This window comes from Streptomyces sp. NPDC043867 (genome assembly GCF_056435845.1).
The window spans coordinates 163,113-182,460 of sequence record NZ_JBWKDS010000004.1; the positions used below are offsets into that span (position 1 = coordinate 163,113).

18 protein-coding genes, 1 tRNA gene and 2 pseudogenes are annotated in these 19,348 nt (G+C 71.2%); 13 read left to right on the forward strand and 8 right to left on the reverse strand.

Annotated features, from left to right (window positions below; genetic code table 11):
- Positions 1-165: 165 nt before the first annotated feature.
- Positions 166-1,017, reverse strand: coding sequence for a TetR family transcriptional regulator (locus tag AC069T_RS05790; RefSeq protein WP_478781524.1), 852 nt, complete (start codon positions 1,015-1,017; stop codon positions 166-168).
- Between the two features lie 429 nt (positions 1,018-1,446).
- Between AC069T_RS05790 and AC069T_RS05795 the strand changes: the two genes are divergently transcribed.
- A tRNA-Arg gene (locus tag AC069T_RS05795) sits at positions 1,447-1,519 on the forward strand.
- 69 nt (positions 1,520-1,588) lie between these two features.
- Here AC069T_RS05795 and AC069T_RS05800 read toward each other — a convergent pair.
- A pseudogene (locus AC069T_RS05800) lies at positions 1,589-1,687 on the reverse strand (integrase); the annotation flags it as partial.
- A gap of 220 nt (positions 1,688-1,907) precedes the next feature.
- On the opposite strand from AC069T_RS05800, the gene AC069T_RS05805 reads away from it, so the two are divergent.
- Positions 1,908-2,444 carry a hypothetical protein gene (locus AC069T_RS05805; protein ID WP_478781525.1) on the forward strand — a complete coding sequence of 179 codons (537 nt, stop codon included), beginning with the start codon at positions 1,908-1,910 and terminating at the stop codon, positions 2,442-2,444.
- Positions 2,445-2,616: 172 nt separating this feature from the next.
- Here the strand turns inward: AC069T_RS05805 and AC069T_RS05810 are convergent, their stop codons facing one another.
- Together AC069T_RS05810 and AC069T_RS05815 are read right to left on the reverse strand one after the other, a co-directional pair.
- The gene (locus AC069T_RS05810) at positions 2,617-2,781 is read right to left on the reverse strand and encodes a hypothetical protein (RefSeq protein ID WP_478781526.1); all 165 of its coding nucleotides are present in this window, start codon (positions 2,779-2,781) and stop codon (positions 2,617-2,619) included.
- Between the two features lie 221 nt (positions 2,782-3,002).
- Positions 3,003-3,566, reverse strand: a complete 564-nt coding sequence (locus tag AC069T_RS05815) for a hypothetical protein (protein ID WP_478781527.1) — start codon at positions 3,564-3,566, stop codon at positions 3,003-3,005.
- Positions 3,567-4,114: 548 nt separating this feature from the next.
- On the opposite strand from AC069T_RS05815, the gene AC069T_RS05820 reads away from it, so the two are divergent.
- The 5 genes from AC069T_RS05820 (at position 4,115) to AC069T_RS05840 (ending at position 7,109) form a co-directional block, all read left to right on the forward strand.
- Positions 4,115-4,615, forward strand: a complete 501-nt coding sequence (locus AC069T_RS05820; protein ID WP_478781528.1) for a sortase — start codon at positions 4,115-4,117, stop codon at positions 4,613-4,615.
- 103 nt (positions 4,616-4,718) lie between these two features.
- Positions 4,719-5,390, forward strand: coding sequence for a class F sortase (locus AC069T_RS05825; protein WP_478781529.1), 672 nt, complete (start codon positions 4,719-4,721; stop codon positions 5,388-5,390).
- Between the two features lie 177 nt (positions 5,391-5,567).
- Positions 5,568-6,032 carry a hypothetical protein gene (locus AC069T_RS05830; RefSeq protein WP_478781530.1) on the forward strand — a complete coding sequence of 155 codons (465 nt, stop codon included), beginning with the start codon at positions 5,568-5,570 and terminating at the stop codon, positions 6,030-6,032.
- A gap of 117 nt (positions 6,033-6,149) precedes the next feature.
- Positions 6,150-6,695, forward strand: coding sequence for a GNAT family N-acetyltransferase (locus AC069T_RS05835; RefSeq protein ID WP_478781647.1), 546 nt, complete (start codon positions 6,150-6,152; stop codon positions 6,693-6,695).
- A 123-nt stretch (positions 6,696-6,818) separates the two neighbouring features.
- Positions 6,819-7,109: a hypothetical protein gene (locus AC069T_RS05840; RefSeq protein WP_478781531.1), complete on the forward strand. Its 291-nt coding sequence runs from the start codon at positions 6,819-6,821 to the stop codon at positions 7,107-7,109.
- 66 nt (positions 7,110-7,175) lie between these two features.
- Here the strand turns inward: AC069T_RS05840 and AC069T_RS05845 are convergent, their stop codons facing one another.
- The gene (locus AC069T_RS05845) at positions 7,176-7,616 is read right to left on the reverse strand and encodes an ATP-binding protein (protein WP_478781532.1); all 441 of its coding nucleotides are present in this window, start codon (positions 7,614-7,616) and stop codon (positions 7,176-7,178) included.
- A gap of 85 nt (positions 7,617-7,701) precedes the next feature.
- On the opposite strand from AC069T_RS05845, the gene AC069T_RS05850 reads away from it, so the two are divergent.
- Positions 7,702-8,526 (forward strand): helix-turn-helix domain-containing protein, encoded by an 825-nt coding sequence (locus tag AC069T_RS05850; RefSeq protein ID WP_478781533.1) that lies wholly within the window; start codon positions 7,702-7,704, stop codon positions 8,524-8,526.
- Positions 8,523-8,633 (forward strand): annotated as a pseudogene (locus AC069T_RS05855) (DUF397 domain-containing protein); the annotation flags it as partial. The gene AC069T_RS05850 and the pseudogene AC069T_RS05855, both read left to right, overlap by 4 nt.
- Here the strand turns inward: AC069T_RS05855 and AC069T_RS05860 are convergent.
- On the reverse strand, positions 8,604-9,836 hold the full coding sequence (locus AC069T_RS05860; RefSeq protein WP_478781534.1) for an MFS transporter: 1,233 nt from the start codon (positions 9,834-9,836) through the stop codon (positions 8,604-8,606). The pseudogene AC069T_RS05855 and the gene AC069T_RS05860 overlap by 30 nt on opposite strands.
- Before the next feature lie 102 nt (positions 9,837-9,938).
- Between AC069T_RS05860 and AC069T_RS05865 the strand changes: the two genes are divergently transcribed.
- The 3 genes from AC069T_RS05865 (at position 9,939) to AC069T_RS05875 (ending at position 12,588) form a co-directional block, all read left to right on the forward strand.
- Positions 9,939-10,940, forward strand: a complete 1,002-nt coding sequence (locus AC069T_RS05865) for an ArsR/SmtB family transcription factor (RefSeq protein ID WP_478781535.1) — start codon at positions 9,939-9,941, stop codon at positions 10,938-10,940.
- Between the two features lie 127 nt (positions 10,941-11,067).
- Complete coding sequence (locus AC069T_RS05870) at positions 11,068-11,574, forward strand: glutathione peroxidase (RefSeq protein ID WP_478781536.1); 507 nt, start codon at positions 11,068-11,070, stop codon at positions 11,572-11,574.
- Between the two features lie 165 nt (positions 11,575-11,739).
- A complete protein-coding gene (locus tag AC069T_RS05875) occupies positions 11,740-12,588 on the forward strand; it encodes a MerR family transcriptional regulator (protein WP_478781537.1) in 849 nt (282 codons plus the stop codon).
- 315 nt (positions 12,589-12,903) lie between these two features.
- Here AC069T_RS05875 and AC069T_RS05880 read toward each other — a convergent pair whose 3' ends face one another.
- Positions 12,904-14,796, reverse strand: a complete 1,893-nt coding sequence (locus tag AC069T_RS05880; protein ID WP_478781538.1) for an MFS transporter — start codon at positions 14,794-14,796, stop codon at positions 12,904-12,906.
- Positions 14,797-15,131: 335 nt separating this feature from the next.
- Positions 15,132-18,182 carry a D-alanyl-D-alanine carboxypeptidase family protein gene (locus tag AC069T_RS05885; RefSeq protein ID WP_478781539.1) on the reverse strand — a complete coding sequence of 1,017 codons (3,051 nt, stop codon included), beginning with the start codon at positions 18,180-18,182 and terminating at the stop codon, positions 15,132-15,134.
- A gap of 231 nt (positions 18,183-18,413) precedes the next feature.
- On the opposite strand from AC069T_RS05885, the gene AC069T_RS05890 reads away from it, so the two are divergent.
- Positions 18,414-19,169 carry a GOLPH3/VPS74 family protein gene (locus tag AC069T_RS05890; RefSeq protein WP_478781540.1) on the forward strand — a complete coding sequence of 252 codons (756 nt, stop codon included), beginning with the start codon at positions 18,414-18,416 and terminating at the stop codon, positions 19,167-19,169.
- The last annotated feature ends 179 nt before the right edge of the window (positions 19,170-19,348 follow it).

A 19,348-nucleotide genomic window follows, 5' to 3' on the forward strand; every position in this document is an offset into this window, starting at 1 on the left:
CCTGGGGGATGGGGGCGGGCGCCTGGCGGGTGAGAGGCGGGCCGCCTGGGGCGTGGGGGCCTGGGGGCCTGGGGGCCGGGGGGCCGGGGGGCCGGGGGCGTGGGAGCCTGGGCCCCCGACGCCGCTGAACCGTTGGTGGATTATTCGGGGTGCGTCCCCCTACCTCTACCGTTCCGGTGCTCCGCCGTTCCGCTGGTCCGCTGTTCCGTTGCTCCGCTGCCCGGGTCCGCTGCCGGGTGCACGATAGGAGCGGCCGACCGGATCACCCCGGGTGCCGGACGCTCCGGGTGGACCGGACGCGGCGGGGGCACCCGACGCGACGGGTGCCCCGGGCGGGCCCGCGGGGTGCCGCCCTGCGGGGACCAGCGCGCCGACGGCGTCCGCGGCGGCGAGCCGCGGCAGGAGCAGCGCCCAGAACCGGGTGAGGGTGGACCGCGAGAGCCACCGTTCGTCCCGCGCCCCGAGCGTCTCGAAGCCGACGACGGCGGCCACGACGGTGGAGGCCGCGTCGCGCGCGGACACACCCTTAGCGAGCACGCCCTCGCGGTCGGCCCGGCCCAGGACGTCGATGACGTACTCGTGCCACCGGCGATGCAACTGATCACCCACGCTGCCGGAATCAGCCCCTCCGGTCAGTGCGAAACCGGCCCGGAGAACGACGTCGTGGCTCAACCCGTGAATGAGGGCGTGGGAGGCGTCGACGAGGACCTGAAGGGAACCGCCGGCTGACGACACCGTTCCGTTCCGGGGCGGCCCCGCCGCCGAGGGGGATCCCCCGCCGCCCGAGCCCTCACCCACTCCGGTGATCCGTTCGAGCCGCTCGGCGGCAGCACGGCCCACCGCGTCGGCGAGGGCCGCCTTGCTGGCGAAATGAAAGTGCAACGCCCCATTGCTGACTCCGGCCCGAGCGCTGATGGCAGCCAGGGTGACCACCTCGAAGCCCTCTTGGTCGAAGAGCTGGGCGGCGGACTCGATCAACGCGTTGCGGGTACGGACCGCGCGCTCCTGCTTGGCCATCGGGGACTCCCATTCTCACTGGAGACTCCGAAGAGGGTAACAAACCGTCCATGCGGTTTAGGTAGTGGAGGCTCAATCTCCACTCGAGGATCGATAGGCCTCCACTGGACCCCCGCAGAAAAGGGCAGGGAGGAGCCCCCCGAAACACAGAGAGGGCCAAGGGAACCGACACACTTGATCGCCACCGAGGGGCACACCCGGAGGACATCCAGGCCCTCACGACCAGGACCCCCACGACGCCGCCCGCAAAAGCAACTCAACACGCGGACGAACAGGGCCTTTTCGACGCAGCGCCACCGCCGAGCCCCGACCGAACCCGCACCGTCCCCCACCACCACGACGGCCCGCCCACCGCCACCGCCGACTGGCCACTTCACCCCAAGCCACCATCCGCTACGCTAGTCGCCGGGTCTCCACCGAGATCCGCACGCCTTCGTAGCTCAGGGGATAGAGCACCGCTCTCCTAAAGCGGGTGTCGCAGGTTCGAATCCTGCCGGGGGCACAAGGGAAAGGGCACCTACGGATCTCCGTAGGTGCCCTTGACATCCACTTCTGACATCAACGAGCACGGTCACTGACGACCGGGGCGCTTCCTGAGCAACCGGTCCAGGTGGCTCATGGCCTCGCGCTGGGTGTCCTGCACGACGTGCGTGTAGACGTCCATGAGCACGTACTCCAGCGCACCCGAGCACTCACCAACGCAGTTGGACAACGTGTGGGGGACCCCTCACGAGTTCGCGCCTCGTATCCTCCGCCAGTGCCTCACCGGACACGATGGATGACCCAGTCGGGGATCCCGAGCAACCCTCAGGTTGGTGTTGTCAAACCTGGCAGGAGAGGGCGACACAGCGCTGTAATGTGCCCTCACCTGCACATCCTTGGGGGGGATCATGCACATTCGCACCACCGCAGTCGGGTTCGCGTTCGCCGGAGCACTGTTGGTCGGCTGTAGCTCCACCGGTTCCAGCGACACCTCGTCGAGCACTTCGCCGAAGAGAACAAATTCCGCGGCCGTAGCCTCAGCCGAGGAGACAGACGTACTGACCGCACAACAGACCGTGACAGCGCTGGGAAAGTCCATCCCGGAGTTGAAGCTCGTCCAGGTCTATACCGAGGCCAACGACCCGAACCACCTGCTCGGGCGGCCGGACGGCTACACCAGCAAGGCCGCCTTCTCCGACAGCCGTGTCTCTGCCGCGGACGTCGAGGGTCTGGACAAGGACGCCATTGAGCGCGGCGGCAGCGTCGAAGTATTCAAGACCGAGGAGGAGGCGAAGTCTCGGGCTCACTACATCGAGACGATCGCCAAGTCCATGCCGGCCGCAACCGAGTACCACTACGTCGCCGGCGGCGTCCTCGTCCGTGTGTCGAAACTTCTGACGCCAACTCAGGCAAAGGACTATGGGGCGGGCACCAAGCGCCTCTGACTTCCACGGCGCGAAGGATTCACTGTGGGCTGTCCGATTGCCCCGCCGCTGATGGCATTTGGCGGCTCTCTCACAGATGAGGCTCAGTGTTGTAGTTCTCTCGTAGAGCATCCCGGTCTGGAGCCGGAACGCAACGAGTCCTCGCGTGCCACAGCCGTGCCAGACACGAGGGTCAGCCACGGCCAATAGCCGTACTCGCGGGCACAACCGTGCCTGCATACACGCCCATGGTGATGCCGGTCTGGGAGTGCCCGACGATCTCCATCACGGGGCGAGGCTCGGCTCCGGCCACCGTGAGGAGGGTGGCGGTGCCGTGACGAGTGGCGTGGAGCCGCATGACGCCGAGCAAAGCTGCACCGGCCGCGACAGCGCGTCTTCGTATTCGGCTCCGGGGTCCTCCGAGGCGGTCCAGGGCGATCGGGAGATGACCGCGCTGATCAAGACGGCTCCGCGGCTCCACATCCCGATCGTCACCTCTGCGCTGACGACCCTGGAGGCAGGGGAGCCTCGCGAAACGTCGAGCGGCGGCGAGGCGGGCACGGGTGCGCCCGCATGGGATCAGAGGTCGTTGAAGGTCCAGAACAGGCCGACCTCGGTGTCCGTGACGACGACGAGGCCGCAGTCCTCCGTGAAGACGCTCATCGGGCGGTACCCCAGACGCTCCAGCGTGAAGTCGAGTGTCCCGGGCGCACTGCCGGTCTTGCTGACATTGGTGCGATAGGTGGCCTCATTCCCGTAGCGCGCGAGGACCGTGCGTGCCATTGCTCGCAATTCGTCCGGGGACTCCTCGAAGTACTGGAGGTTGGACAGGGCGCAGCCGCCCTCGGTGAGGGCCAGGAGCAGGTTTTCGGCACTGTCCCGGTCGATCTCCTTGAGGCGCGGCGCGACGTATTCCGGAGGGTGGACGGCGAAGGGCCACGTTGGGTTCCCCACTCGCTCCGGGGCCTTCTCATCGTCGTCGATACGCGCCCAGCCCCGTGGGTCCGGCACGGCCCGCGCCATCAGCGCGAGGACGTCGAGCGTCCAGGCCTCGTGGCGGCGCGGGCCGGTGGCGATGTAGGCGCACGCGTCCCTGTACAGGTGGCGTATCGCGGCTTCCCAGGAGGCCTGGTCGACGGACATGCGGTGCTGGCCCTTCTCGGCGGGGCTTAGGGCCTGTCGTTTGGATCATGCCGGCGTCGCGGGTTCTGGCACGCACATCTGCGGCGTTGTCGTCGGTCGCCGACGCTCCGCGTCGACTCCCTCCTCCGCCTTGCAGCTGCACGCGCCAGACCCCGCTCGGGCCGGTCAGGACGAACCGTCGGTCACAGCCAGCCTGATCCAAACGACAGGCCCTGGGCTCGTGGGGCATCGACGTCACCGGACAGCGGGGCGTTCGGGGTCGCTGGCTGCTTGAACACACTGCGACCGTTGTCCCGCCGTGGTTGCAAGATCATCCGACGGACGGACGCTGATCCCCCGTCACCTGTGCGGTGTGATCTTTCAATCTCGTCCTGCGGGCCGCTCACCTGCGGAAATGATCAAAGGAGTGCGGTCGCCGGGTGTGGCCGGGTGGCCCATCCGTCCGTATGTCGTGTTGCAGCCCTGACGGTCTGTCGGTCTTCTCAGGAGAAGAGCACAACAACCGTGCCGCGCGTTCCGGCCGGCCACTGCTTTCTCGGAGGAACTTCATGCGTATCAAGTGTGCAGGCGCCGGCATCGGTCTGGTTCTCGGTGCCGTCGCCCTGTCGAGTCCGGCCGCAGCAGCCGCGAGCGGTCCCGACAGTGATCCAGGCATCCACATCAGCTCCAGAAACGCCGCCCCAGGCTCTACCGTCCGCGTCAGCACCACAGCCTGCGGCTCGGAGACCTATGGGAAGGGCGAGTCCGAGGCCGGAGGCAAGTTCCACATCCTCCCCGGCGACCGCAAGGGCGAGCTGGCCGGCGAATTCGAGGTGCCCAGGGGAACCGAGCCCGGCGCCTACACCGTCACTCTGAAGTGCCCGCCCCGGGTCAAGGTCACAGGCACGTACGTGGTCGGCACCGGCGGCCCCAGCGGAGCCGTCGATGCCGGTTTCGGGACGGCCAACGACAAGAGCACACAGCTTGCCCTGGGGGCGGTGCTGCTCGCCGGAGCCGCCACAGGATGCGCGATCAAGCTGCGCCGCCGCCCGGCCGGTGCCCGCACCTGACGTTCTGCTCCAGCGGCCCAGTCCCCGGGCCCGTGCGGGTCCGGGGGCTCGAGCCGCACCCCGTCTCCACTCATTCCGGCCACGAAGCGGAGGCGCCAGAGCGATGGCACCCGGCGACGAGTCCGTCGATCCTTCTCCCCTGTTCACCCCCTCCACCAAGTTCCTCGCCTACGCCTTGCTGGCGGGCTTACTGCTGGTGTCCACGGCGCTCCGCGGCGGACAGCCTCCGCGGCCTTCGACCGCGCAGTCCCTCTCCCCCTCCCTGCGGCCCGGTCCCAACAGCACCGCGTCGGCCCACCGCCCCTCCGTGCCGGCGCTGCCTCCGTCCGATCCGGTCCGGCTGCGGGTCCCCGCCATCGGCGTGAATGCCCCGATGACGGAACTGACCCTCGACGAGACAGGGGCACTGCGCCCACCGTCGGAAGACATGCCGACCTTCGCCGGGTGGTACGGCGGCGGCACGGCTCCCGGCTCGGTGGGGACAGCCGTCACCACGGGACACGTCGACACGCGGGCCGGCCCCGGGGTCTTCTACCGGCTCGGAGCACTGGCCAAGGGCGACACCATCGAGATCACCCGGGCAGACCGGCGAACGGCCGTCTTCACGGTCGACGCCGTGGAGCTCTACGGCAAGGAGGCGTTTCCGGACGACAAGGTCTACGGCAGTTCCCCCCGGCCGGAACTACGCGTGATCACCTGTGGGGGTGAGTACGCCGAAAAGACCGGCTACCGGGGCAATGTCGTGGTCTACGCGACAATGACCGCGGTGACTTGACCACCATCTGCGCCCTTCCTACCGTCTTCGGCAGCCGCTCAGGCGACCGGCCTCGTATGAACGCCCGTGAGCAGGCAGCCCCGCGGACCCCGGGCCACCACCGCGGTGGGGAGAAGCCTGCCGGCTCCAGAGTTGCGTTATGGCCCGCGAGGAGGCCGTGCGTGATCAGCTTGGGGTGTGGAGACCATCATCGCCAGCGGCATAGCCGTCCTGGGGACGCTGCTCGGTTCGGGGATCACCCTGGCGTTCCAGCAACGCACCATCGACAGAAGCCACCAGCTCACCCGCCGCGAGAAGCTCCGACAGGAACGACTCGATGCCTACTCCGCCTACGCCGGCGCTTTGGTCAACTACCGCCGCTGCCTGGTTCACCTGTGGTTCTGCGAGCACGAACAATCGCCGCCCGAGGACCCCGACACGGTGCGGATCCGCGCCTACGACCTACGCTCCAACGCACAAGAGGCGCTGTTCCGGGTGCAGATGCTCACCGACGACGAGACACTGAGCCGGAATGCGGAAAACTTGCTGGCAGACATTACGGCGCTGTTCAAGACGGACAGCAGAACCGAACTCGACGGTGCCAGGGTACGGACCCGTGACGGCATCAGCCGACTGGTCACGGCAGCCAAGCAACACCTCTGAGGCACCTGCACGCCGAGGTCCCGGCACACCCCCTGCTTGCCGAGTCGTAGGGCGGCGTGAGGGATGGGGGGCGGGGTGGTTATCCTGCCTCGTCCTGGTCCGGGCAGAGAGGTCCTCATCGTGAGTAGTGCCGTGTCGTCCTTTCCCTCGCGGGTTGAGCTTGTCGGGGAAGGGCTTGTTCTTCGTGACTGGGCCGAGGGGGACCTGGCGGCCATGCCGGGGCTCTTCGATCACCCCGATATCGCCTACTGGACGCCGATCGTCTCGCCCTTCGACGAGGCCGCCGCCCGTGCGCGGCTGGAGAAGGACCGGCAGTTGCGTGCGGAGGGTACGGCCATCCTGCTCGCCATCACCGTCGACGGTGGTCCGCCCCTCGGTGAGGTGATGCTGCGGCGTGCACCCGAAGGCACGGAACTCGGTTACTCCGTCGGGCCGGCACACCGCGGTCAGGGACTGGCCGTGCGCGCGGTGCGGGTGATGGCCGCCTACGCCTTCGAGCAACTCGGTGCCGAGCGAGTGATCCTGGAGCTCGAGGCCGAGAACGCCGCCAGCGTCGCCGTGGCCACCAAGGCCGGTTTCCGTCTCCTCGACGTCCCGCTGATCACCGGCGAGGAGAAGGGGCGCCCCTTCGCCCTGCAGACGTGGGGGCTTGACCGCCCCTGACAAGTCCGCCTTTTTAGCGGTACTTGGCTGGTCACCGGCCGGGTGAGGTCTGGTCGATAATCACTGCGTACCGGGTCTGCGCCGACGGCAGGGCGCCCCGACATATCAACGGGGGCGACATCCATGCGCGTACGGGTCCGGCTTGTCGGAGGCTCCATCGGCGCAGTGGGCGCGGTGGGACTGCTGCTCGCCTCGTGCTCGGACGGGAAGACCTACCGGCTGAGTCTGGTGTGCCTCGGGACCGGTGGTTCGCGGCTGACGTTCACTCCGGAGAGCGGCGCCCCGGGAGGCACGGTGCCGTGTGATCAGTCCGTCGTCCAGCGAAGGCTCACGGGGCGCGGGCCGCTACGGATCGACACCGAAGGGGCCGTCGGGGCGGCCGGTGTGATCGCCTGGCGGATCGACGCCCTCTGAGACACTCACGTACGGCTCTCCGGGTCCCCTGTCCCCCTGTCCCCCGGCCGGTGCGTTCCGCTGTGATCAGCTTCCGCTTGACCACCGGGTGAGTCCGAACTCGCACCACACGATCTTGCCCGGGTCCCGGTGCGCCACCCCCCACTTGTCGGCCAGCTCCGCCACCAGGAACAGTCCCCGCCCCGACTCCCCCGTCGGCGCGGTGACCCTCGGTTCGCCCCCGCCGCTGTCGTGCACCTCGACGCGCAGCACGTCGCCGCACGGGATGAGGCGCAGCCGCAGGCCCCGGCCCGGCGGTACGCCGTGCAGCAGGGCGTTCGTCGTCAGCTCGCCGGCGCACAGCAGGATGTCGTCGTACGCGCCCGGCGGCACTCCCCAGTCCGACAGGGCGGCCCTCGTGAAGTCCCGTGCAGCCGGGACGGACTGGCGTTCGCGCCGGTAGAAGCGCTCGCGAGGGCTGTGAGCGGTTTCGTTGTTCACGTGACCAGAGTCACGCTCTGTGGTCATGATGGAGCAGTGAGTGGACCCGTACAGATTTCTTGTACGGGTTCCCCGCGGTGGATGTACCAGCCGTGAGGGGGAGTTGGACCGTATGACCTCCAGGAAGCGTTCGCGCAAGAACGCGTCAGCGATGAAGATGGTCGGCGCGCAGCTGGGCGTCCTGCGGCGGGCCGCCGGGTTCACCCAGCGCTCGCTCGCCGAGCGGGCCCTCGTGGACGAGGAGACCATCGCCTCCATCGAGCAGGGCAGACGCCCGCTGAAGGAGGACTTCGCCGCGCTGCTGGACCAAGTCCTCGACTCCAGGGGCGTGTTGTCGGCGGCCCTGGAGCACATGCCCGAGGTGGATCTGTTCCCCCGCTGGGCCGAGGAGTACATGGACCTGGAGCGGGAGGCCATCGCCCTGTCCTGGTACGAGAACCAGGTGTTGCCCGGGCTGCTTCAGACGGAGGCGTATGCCCGTGCCGTGCTTCGCAATGACGTTCCGGCGCTGACCGAGGACGAGATCGAGCTGCGGGTCGGAGCACGCCTGGCGCGTCAGGAGATCCTGCACCGCAAAGTGCCGCCCACGGCCAGTTTCATCTTCTCCGAGGTGACCTTGATGGACCGTCTCGGAGGCAGCGGGGTCTACTTCGAGCAGTTGCGCCGTCTGCGGGAGTGGGTCGTCACGCCGGGCACCACCCTCCAGGTCGTACGGGTCGGACGCGAGTTCCATGCCGGTCTCGCGGGCCCGTTCATCCTGCTGGAAACGCCCGATCACCAGCGGCTCGCCTACACCGAAGCCCCGCACGGAAGCCGGATTACGGCCAGCCTCGATGAGGTGTCCTCACTGGAGCACAGGTATGCGATGCTGCGGACACAGGCCCTCAACCCCCATGAGACCAAGAGCCTGTTGGACCGTTTGCTAGGAGAGCGATGAGCACGGCACTGCAGTGGTTCAAGTCCAGCTACAGCAGCGATCAGGGCGGCGCCTGCCTAGAGGTCGCCACCCTTCCCTCAGCCGTCCACGTCCGCGACTCCAAGGCCCCCGACGGCCCCTTCTTCCGTGTCGCGCCCGTCGCCTGGACGGCGTTCCTCACGCTTGCCCGTCGCTGACAGCGCGAGCGTCACGGCGACCGACGCGGCGCCCATCACCGTCATTCCCGTGGCCGCCGAGGTCAGTTGGGCGATCGTTCCGGCCAGCGTCGCGCTCACTCCCTGGAGCGTGACCATGCCCGAGGAGTGCAGCCCGAGGGCGTGGCCGCTCAGTTCGTCCGGCGTGAGCTCCATGAGCCGTTCCTGCTGGATCAGGCTCGCGCCGAAGCCCACGGACGCCACCGCCACGCAGGCCGCCGCGACGGCCGTCCCCGGGTGCAGGACGAAGAACAGGTACGGGGCGGCGAGGAGCAGCAGGAACGGGACGCCGAGTCGCGCGCGTACCCGCGGCGGCAGGAAGCGGCCGACCGTCACGTCCCCCACGAACATGCCGAACGCCCCGAAGGCGAACAGCAGGCCCGCGTGGGACGGGGCGTACGGGACGAAGAGGGATTCGCAGCCGACGACCAGGCCGTTGGGGATCCACAGGAGCAGATAGACGCGGCGGCGGGGACCGGACGACCACAGCAGGGCGTTGGTGCGCCAGGTCTCCGCCACGGACGGCCGGCCCGCCGCCCTGGGCTCGCGGCGGCTCAGACCGAATCGGGAGACCACCGCCGTGACCAGGTACAGCGCGGCGGCGACGACGAGGCCGAGCCGTGGTGACAGCGCGGCCACCAGGAGGCCGCCGGTCGCGAAGCCCAGGATCTGCGTGATGCCGTGCATCATGTTGAAGACCGACCGGCCCAGCAGGTAACCGTCCCTGGTCAGAAGCTCGTTCAGCAGGCCCCAGGTGACGCCGCCGCCCAGCGAGGCGACCAGACCGAGGCCGAAGACCAGCACGAGGACGCCCCACACCGGGGCCCCGGGGAGCGCGAGGAACGCCGTACCGGCCGCGAAGGCGAGGGCGATACCGGTCAGGGTGGCGCGGGGCCGCAGCCGGTCCGCCGCCGAGAGCAGGGTGGTCGCGCCCAGCACCTGGGCGAGGGACGGACCGAACATGCTCAGGGCGGAGAGCAGCGGCGAGTCGGTGGCCTCGTACACCAGCGTGCCGAGGGCCAGGCCGCTCATCGTCTGGGCCGCCGACCTGAGTGCGGAGGCCAGGAAGAGCGGGGTGAACTCCGGGGTGCGGAAGAGGTCGGAGTAGGTGCGCATGGGCGGAGTCTGCGGCGGGCCCCGTGACAGTCGTTATTGTTTCGCGCCTGGGCGAAACCCACGGGACGGGCGGAACCGACGGGGCGGGGCGGGGCGGGGTGTATGGGCTGGTGGCAGGTCAACGCGGACACCCTCGCGGGAAGCCGGTTCGTGCTGTCGCCGCTCGCGGAGACGTTCGGGGCGCTGAAGCTCCTCCAGGCGGGGACGGGCGCGCACGCCGGCGAGCGGGCCTGGCTGGACGCCCATCTGCCTGCGTACCGGCGGCGGCTGGCCGGGGACCCGGTCACCGCGTTGCTCATCCGCTCCGGGCTCGGCCGGGAGTGGATCGCCGACTTCCTGACGCCGACGCCTCGCGGGCGGGCCCCGGAAAGGTCCGGAGGGTCCGGTGACTTCGAGGATTTCGGGGACGAGGTCGCGCGGGTGCGAGGGGCGTCCTCCGAGGCGGCCCGCGCCCATCTCCGGGTGTCGCTGCGCGGTCCGCTCCCCGCCGCCCTGGAGCGGGACGACCTCCCCCAGCGCGCCGCCGACCTGCTCACCTTCGTGTGGACCGAGGCCGTACGCCCGTACTGGACCCGGCGTCGGCGCATCCTCGAAGCCGACGTGGTCTCCCGTACCGCGCAGCTCGGCCAGGGCGGCTGGGCCGCGGCGCTGGACACCCTGCGGCCCGGGACGCGCTGGCTCGGCGAGAACCGGCTCCAGGTCAACCTTCACGCGTATCCGCCGCGGGAGATCTCCGGCGCCGAGCTGCTCTTCGTGCCCATCACGTCCCAGCGGCACGGCTGGGTGTCGTGGGAGGAGCCGCACCGGTACGCCGTCGTGTACCCGTGCTCGGGGGCGCTCGTGCGGACCGGGCCGAAGTCCGTGCCGGAGAGTCTGGGCGCGCTGCTCGGGCCCTCCCGGGCGGGCGTCCTCGTCCTGCTCGGCTCCCCGATGAGCACGAGCCAGCTGGTCGCGGTGACCGGGCAGGGGCTCGGCTCGGTGGGGCGCCATCTGCGGGTGCTGCTGGACGCCCGGCTGGTGGAGCGGCGGCGGGCCGGGCGGTCGGTGCTGTACTACCGGACGCCCGCCGGCGAGGTCCTCGTCCGGGCGCAGCGGGACGGCTGACTCCGGCGCGGGTGCGGGCGGGGTTCCGGGCCGGTCGCCGGGCGGGCTGCCGGCCGGACACCGGGCGGACGCCGAGGGGGCGGCGGGCGGGCGCCGAGGGGGCGCCCGGCAGGGCTAGCATCCGGGGATGACTACTTCTGACACTTTCGGTTCCGTGTTCGATATAGAGATCGGTGCGCTGCAGGGCGGTTCCGCGGACCTCGGGCAGTACCGGGGCAAGGCCGTCCTGATCGTGAACGTGGCCTCCAAGTGCGGGCTCACCCCGCAGTACGCGGGTCTGGAGCGGCTCCACGAGCAGTACGCGGACCGGGGCTTCACCGTGCTCGGCGTGCCCTGCAACCAGTTCCTCGGACAGGAACCCGGGACCTCCGAGGAGATCGCCGAGTTCTGCTCCGCCACGTACGGCGTGACCTTCCCGATGACCGAGAAGGCCGAGGTGAACGGCGACGGCCGGCACCCTCTGTACACGCGCCTGGTGGACACCGCGGACGCCGAGGGCCACACCGGGGACATCCGCTGGAACTTCGAGAAGTTCCTGATCGGCCCCGGCGGTGACGTGCTCGCGCGCTTCTCGCCGCAGACCGAGCCGGAGGCGCCGGAGCTGGTCGCGGCCGTGGAGAAGGCCCTGCCGTAACCCCTCGGTCCGCCGAGGCCCCGAAGCCCCTTGGCCGACGGGGGCCCGTGGTCCTACCCGGCCGCTGTGTTCCCGTCCCGGCACCCGCGCGTTGACCTTGCCCCTGGGGCAGGGGTGAGCGTTCTGGTGCCGGGCGGAGGGCGCCCGGTGACGGAGGATGGGCTCGTGCCTCAGGAACTGCTCACCATCGGTGCGTTCGCCGCCCGCGCGCGGCTCTCGCCGAAGGCGCTTCGGCTGTACGACCGGCTCGGACTGCTGGCCCCGGCGCACGTCGACGGGGCCAGCGGCTACCGCTACTACCGCGCCGACCAGGCCGAGCGTGCCCGGCTGGTCGCGCTGCTGCGCCGGCTCGACATGCCGCTCGCGCGCATCGCGGAGGTGGTCGAGGCGGAGGGCGCCCTGGGGGCGGAGCGGCTCGCCGCGTACTGGGCGGACGCCGAGGAGCGGTTCGCCTCGCAGCGGACGCTCGCCGAGTACCTCCGTGGACGGCTTTCGGGAAGGGGTTCCGAGATGTACGGGAAGTTCGTCGTGGAGACGGTTGAGGTACCCGAGCGGGTGGTGCTCACACAGACGCGGCACACGCTCGCCGACGAGTTGCCGGCCTGGATCGGGGCGTCCCTCGGGCGTCTGGAGGAGGGGGCCCGGCTGTGCGGCGGGGTGGTCGCGGCGCCGTTCGTCGTCTACCACTCCGAGGTCTCGCAGGAGAGTGACGGGCCCGTCGAGTCCTGTGTGCCCGTCGGGGACGGGTCGGCCGCGCGGGAGTGGGCGGAGCGGTACGGGCGGGAGTGGGGGACGCGGGTGCGGGTCGAGCCCGCGCGGCGGCTGGCGTACGCCCGGATCACCAAGGCGCAGGTGGCCCATCCGCAGATTCTCGCGGCGTTCGAGGCGGTCGAGGCGTGGATGGGGGAGCAGGGGCTGGGCTACGCCGGTCCCTGCCGGGAGGTGTACTTCGCCGACTGGGAGTCGGCGGGGCCGGGGGATCCCGTCTGCGACGTGGCGTTTCCGGTGCGGTAGGTCTTCCCGGGGCGGGGTGGATCTCCCCGGGTGGGTGAACGGGGCTGTGAACGCCGGGGCGGCTCACCCCAGGGGGTGTATCCCCGGTGGACCCCGGGGCGGGGTGGGCCTCCGTGGGTGGGGGTGGCTGGAGGTTTTTCGCCCCCTCCGCCCCTTCCCGTCCCGTCCCGGGGCTCCGCCCCGGACCCCGCTCCTCAAACGCCGGAGGGGCTGAATTTGCGCGATCGCCGGAGGGGCTGAATCTGTACGGCCGTCGGCGGGGCTGAAGTGGTGCGACCGACGGAGAAGGTGACGTGCTGCGAGCGTCAGGCCCCGTCACCGGAGTTCGTCCGGGCACGGGGTGCCTCGGGGGAGTTGGTAGGGGGCTGCCAGGCGGTAGGTGCCGGGGGCGGGGGCGAGGAGTTCGGTCCACTTGTCGCCGGAGGCGTCCTCCTCGGCCTCCATGAGGCAGCCGTTGACGTTGTCGAAGGACTTCGGCGTACCGTCCTCGCGGTGCTCGGACTCCTCCGTCTCCTGGGGGGCCTTGACGCTCTTGCCCTCCGCGTCGACGAGTCCCAGCCAGGGCGAGTACGGGATCCGGATGAGCACCCGCCCCGCCTTCTTCACCTCGATCGTCAGCTCACCCTGTTCGGCCCGGTCCACGACGGCCGGCGGGTCGGCGAGCGGCGTCGGGTCGGTCACCTCGAACAGCTGCCAGTTCGCGTCGCCCCAGATCTGCTTCAGGTAGGGCATGCCCCGCTGGACGAGCTGGCGCTCCCGCTCCCCGCCGTCGCCGTCCGGCTCGTCCTTGGGCAGCACCACGTAGTGCACGGCCCAGCGCTGGAGCCACTCGTGGTAGTTCGCCGAGTTGAGGGTGTCGTCGTAGAAGAGCGGGTTGCGCTCCATGTCCGCCTGCCGGTTCCAGCCGCGGGCGAGGTTCACGTACGGGGCGAGCGCCGAGGCCTCGCGGTGCGAGCGCGCCGGGACCACCTCGACGCGGCCCCGCTCGGCGCCGACCACCTGGAGCTCGTTCACCAAAGGCGCCAGCTCCCGGGCCCAGGACGCCGTCGGGGTGGTGTGCACGACGTCGTCGACCGACTTGAACCCGATCCAGCCGACGAACACCGCGACGGAGAGGACGGTCGCGTACCACTTGCGGCTGCGCGGCGCCGCGAAAGGCAGCGCCGCCATCAGCACGACGCCCGTGAAGAGCATCGCCAGCCGGGTGATGTTGGAACCGATCTGGGAACTGATCAGCCACACCAGGAGCACGGAGAGCCCGTACACCGCCGACGTGATCCGTACCGTCTTCCACTCCCCGGGCACCAGCAGGAAGACGGCGACGGCGGACAGGAACGGCAGCACGACCGATCCGAAGCCCATCGGCTGGGTCCCCGAGAACGGGAACAGCCAGGCGGAGACCGCGACGACGAGGGCCGGGGCGATACCCAGCGCCCACGCGCCCGGGCGCCGTTTCTGGAGGAAGAGGGCGACGGCGACCAGCCCGACGAAGAGCCCGGCGACGGGCGAGGCGGCGGTCGCGAGGGCGGCGAGCGGGGCGGCGCAGAGGGCCTTCGCCCAGCGCTTGTAGCGCCAGCGGTGGGGCCAGCAGAAGACCACGGCGGTGGCTCCGAGCCCGAACACCATGCCGAGGCCGTAGGTCACCCGGCCCGACGCCGCGTTGCACAGCAGCCCGAACACGCCCGCCAGTGCGGGCCACAGCGGATTCCGTACGACCCGGCTGCGGATCAGGATCATCGTCAGCAGCCCGGCCGAGACCGTCCCCGCGATCATCATCGTCGTCCGCACGCCGAGCACGGACATCAGATACGGCGACACCACGCTGTACGACACCGGGTGCATGCCGCCGTACCAGGCCAGGTTGTACGCCGAGTCGGGGTGCCGCCCCACGAACTCCGCCCACGCGTCCTGGGCCGCCAGGTCCCCGCCACTGTTCGCGAACGTGAAGAACCAGACGAGGTGGAGCACTCCGGAGAGCAGGGTGACGAGCAGGACCGGATGACGCAGGAGCGGGTCGAGACGGCCGCCGGTGGTGGCGGCGGCGGGCGCGGGCTCGGCCGTGGCTCCGGGGGTGACGGGAGCGGTGTCCGGGTCGGATTCCGCCTCGGCCGCGGCCTGCGCCGGGGCGTCGGCGGGCAGCCGTATTCGCGGGCCGGAGTCCGGATCCGGCATGGCGTCGTCGGCGTGTGTCGGCTCCGCTGTGGCCACCTGTCGGCACTCCCCGTGTCCCGTTTCGTGTTCTCGCCGGGCCCCACGGCCCACGACCCGCCCCGGTTCGCGACGCTAGCACGCACCCCGCCGGGGAGCGCCCGGGCGGGGCGCCGGCGACGGGGTGCACGGCGCGCTTCGCGGCATCCGGTCACCTCAGCCCGGCGTACGCCCGCCCGCGTCAGGGTGCGTACGCCGGGCAGGCCCGGACGGGTGAACGCCCGGGCCCGCTCCCCCGCGCCGGCCGACCGGGCCGGCTCGCGGGTCGATCCACGTACATCAGCCCCCGTGCATCAGCGCACGTGCTTCAGCGCCGGTGCTTCAGCGCACGTGCGTCAGCTCACGCGCGTCAGCTTCGCTCCGAAGCCCGGCTCGCCGAGGTCCGACTGGAGCGCCACCGGGATGTCCACGGCGTGGTCGGAACCGTCGCCCACCGTCAGCTCGCCGACGACCGTGCCGGCCTTGGCGGAGTGCGGGACGGTCTTGTCGCCGGGGCCGATCGACAGCTTCGTCCGCAGCCCCGGCCAGCCGACCGCCTTCAGGTTCTCGGTGGCGACCACGGGGGTCTTGCCGCCGAGCCGGTCGTCCACGTACCCGACGACGTCACCCTTCTTCACCACCGTGGCGGTGGTCAGGCCCTGCTGGACCTTGTCGATCAGCTTCTGGCTGTTGGTGAGGGCCAGTTGCAGGCTGTCCCAGACCCGGCCCGTGCCGGCGTTCTGGCCCAGGACCGCGCCGTACACCGTCTGCGTCTTGCCGGCGACCGTCTTGGTGGCCGCCCACACCAGGTTGCCGCCCGCGGGGGTCGACGAACCGGTCTTGAGGCCGATCACGCCGACCTGCTTCACCAGCAGGTCGTTGTTGTTGTAGATCGGTTTGTCCAGACCGGGGACGTCGGCCCTCGCCATGCCCACGATGGACCGGAAGACGTCCTTCTGCATGACCGCCTTGGCCAGCTTGAGCTGGTCGGTGGCAGTGCTCACGGTCGTCTTCTCGAGACCGCTCGGGTCCGTGTACGTCGTCTTCGACATGTCGAGCTTCTTCGCGGCGGCGTTCATCTTGCCGACGAAGGTCTTACCGTCGGAGTCCCAGCGGGCCAGCAGCCGTGCCGCGTTGTTCCCGGACGGGATCATCAGCATCTGGAGCATCTGGCGCTCGGTGAACTTCTGGCCCTTGGAGAGCGCGGCCGTCGACTCGTCCTCGTTCTTCGACTCGTCCTCGGCCTGCTGGTCGACGGTGATCTTCTCGCCGCCCTCGTTCCCCTTGAGGGGGTGCTCCTCGAGGATGACGTACGCCGTCATGATCTTGGCGACGCTCGCGATGGGAGCGGGCTTCTGCTTGCCGTCGGTGCCGAGGCTGCCGACGCCCTCGACCTCGATGGCCGACTGGCCCTGGCCCGGCCACGGCAGGTCGAGGTCGCCGCCGTCGAAGGTGTACGTCTCGCCGGCGGTGAGCGCGAGGCCCGGCTCCGGGAGCGGTCGCACGGCCTGTGCCACCGCAAAGACGACGGCGAGCAGCAGGACCAGCGGGGTCCAGATCTTGAAGCGCCGCACGAGCGTGCGGACCGGGGTCTCCGGGGGCGGCGGGGTGTTCGTCAGCTCGGCCAGCAGGTCCAGCGGGGGCTTCGGGGGCAGCGGCTGCTGGGTGGTCCGCTCGGGGCCGACCTGCGGGCCGGCGGCGGTGGCCCCGGCCGGCGGGACCGGGGGTTTCGCCGTCGTCGGCGTGGTCGCGCGCGGTTTCGCCGGGGGCTCGTCCAGCGGCTTCAGCGCGACGAACTTGCTGGTCCGCTCCGCCGGGGATTCGTCGCCGTCCCCAACACGGTTCGGCTCCGGCTTGGCGCCGGGGGTGTCGTTCCCGGGCTTGGCGCCGGGTGCGGTAGCCGGCTTCGCGCCGGAGGCGGCCGCCGGCTTGGCGCCGGGCTTGGTTTCCGGGCCGGCGCCGGGTGCGACGGCCGGCTTGGCGCCGGGAGTGGCAGTCCGCCTGGCGTGGGTCTTGTCGGCCGGGGTCCTGCCGGCGTCACCCAGCTTGAGCATGGTCGTGGGCTGGTCCACCGGCGGGGCGGCGGGCGGTACGGCCTTGAAGACGGCGGTGGGCTGGTCCACGGGACGCCCGGCGCCGTCGGGCTTCGCGGCCCCCTCGGCGTCCTCGGGGGCCTTCGCACCCGCGGGGGCCTCGGCGTCTGCGGACGGCTCGGCGTCGTGCGGGGCCTTCGCGCCGACGGGGGGCTTGGGGTCCTGCGGGCCCTTCGCGCCCACGGGAGGCTTGGCAGCCTGGGCGGGCTTGGCGTCCTCGGGGGCGGCGTCCGCCGACGGCTTGGCGTCCTCGGGGGCGGCGTCCGCCGACGGCTTCGCGTCCTCGGGAGCCTTCGCGTCCACGGGGGCCTTGGCTGCCTGAGCTGGCTCGGCGTCCTCGGGTGCGGCAGCCCTGGCCTCTGCCGAAGGCTCGGCGTCCTCGGGGGTCTTCGCGCCCTTGGCGGCGGTGACCGCAGCCGCGGCGGCGGTCCCCTCCGGAGAGACGGAGGTGCTCGCGCCCGAGCTGGTCCCACGGGAACTGCCCTTGCCGGGGGCGGCCGTACGCGGGGTGCCCTTGCCGGGGGCACCCGCAGCCGGGGTGCTCGCGTCGGAGCCGCGCTCGCGGGAAGCGCCCACACCGGGGGCGGGCACGGCGGTCTCGCCGGAGGCAGCCGAACCCACGGCGCCCTTGCGGGACGCGCCGGTACCGGCGCCGCCCCTCGCCGGGGTGCCCCCGCCCGAGACGGACTCGCTGGAAGCGCCCACTACGGAACTGCCCTTGCCGGGGGCGGCCGTACGCGGGGTGCTCGCGTCGGAGCTGTCCTCGCCCGAGGCGGTCGTACCCGGGGTGTCCTTGACGGAGCTGTCCTCGTCGGGGACGGCCGTGCCCGTACCCGGGGTGTCCTTGACGGAGGTGTCGGTGGTGCCCTCGTCGGGGGCGGACCCGCCCGAGGCGCCCGTACCCGGGGTGTCCCCGACGGAGCTGTCCTCGTCGGGGGACGAGGCGTCGGTGTCCGGTGCCGCGTCCTCGGGGTCGTCCGCGGTCGCCACCCACGCGGCGACCGCGGCCCGCAGCCGCGCGTCGCCCGTGGCGCCCTTCCCGGCGCTCTCCGACGGAGCCGCGCCCTCCGGCTCCTCGGCAGCCTCCGGGGAGCTCTCGGCCTCCTTCAGCGCCCGGGTCGAGAAGACCGCCGTCGCCTGGTCGACCCGTACCGTGGCGGCCCGTTCGCGGGCCACCGCCATCCGGGGGTCGGCCGGGGTCGACGCCGACCCCCGCGTCGGCCCCGGAACCGCGGCCGGGGTCCCCGACGTCGCTTCTGCCGACGACGCCGACGACTCGTGCTGCTTCGACCTGTCGGGGGACTCGCCCGCCACCGATGCCTCCTCCATGCGCCGCCCAGCGGCGCCCAACCGAACCGTGAACCCTCGAAACCGCCGCCCGGACACCGCTGTCCGAACCATGTACCAGTGTCCTGTGTGCGGGCCTGCCCTCCGCGGTAGACGAGAACGACATACCTACCGGTTCCACTACGAACCGGTCACGTGCCCTCGACAGACCAATGTGAGAGGGGTCACCCTGTCATTCATCCACGCGGGGAGGCATGGATGGGCAGGAGCCGCAGAACAATTCCGGAGGAGCTTCTGTTGCTGGCGCTGGACCCGACCACGGGTACCACCGCACAGCCGCAGTCGCTCGACCTCGGTCTGGCCGGAGCACAGCTAGTGGAGCTGGCGCTGGCCGGACGGATAGCCCCAGACGGGGATCGTATCGCCGTGGTGGTACCACGGCCGACAGGAGATCCGACACTGGACTGTGCGTTGGAACTGCTTCGCCGACGCGGAGCACCCGTACGCGCGGTCAACTGGATTGGCGGACCCCGCCTGGGGCTGCGCCAGACCTACCTCTCGCATCTGGAGAGGTGCGGCATGGTCCATGCCGTGGCCGGCCAGATGTGCGGGGTGCTTCCGACGACTCGCTACCAGGCGACGGACACGGAGATCAGCCGGGAGATCAGAGCCCGGCTGGACAGTGCGATCCGCACCGGCGTACCGCCGGACCCGCGGACCGCGGCGCTCGCCGCGCTGGCCCACGCGGTCGGTCTCGGCAAGCACCTCTACCCGGGGAATGAGGGACGATCGTCCCGCTCCAGGCTCCGGGACCTGATCAGGCACGACCCCATGGGCGGCCTCGTGGCGCACGCGGTCATGGACGTCCAGAACGGCGTGGCCGCTCAGCCGCGCCGCAACCCGGCACCGGCAGGCCGTCCGGCCACCGCCGGCGTCAGGTCAGCACCGGAGGCCGCAGGCGGCGTCCCGATGCAACCGCGCCACGGTTCCATGGCGCGCGCCGTGGTCCACTGATCCACGCACCCCGGCACCGGCACGACCCGCACCACCACCGCACCATCAGCACGTCAGCGCCGCACCGCAGTCCCCACGACCCGGTTCGGGAGCCGCTGGTCCGGGGGGGGGGGGGGGGGGGGGGGGGGGGCGGGGGGGGGGGGGGGGGGGGAGGAGGAACCCGGAGGGAGAAGGGGAAG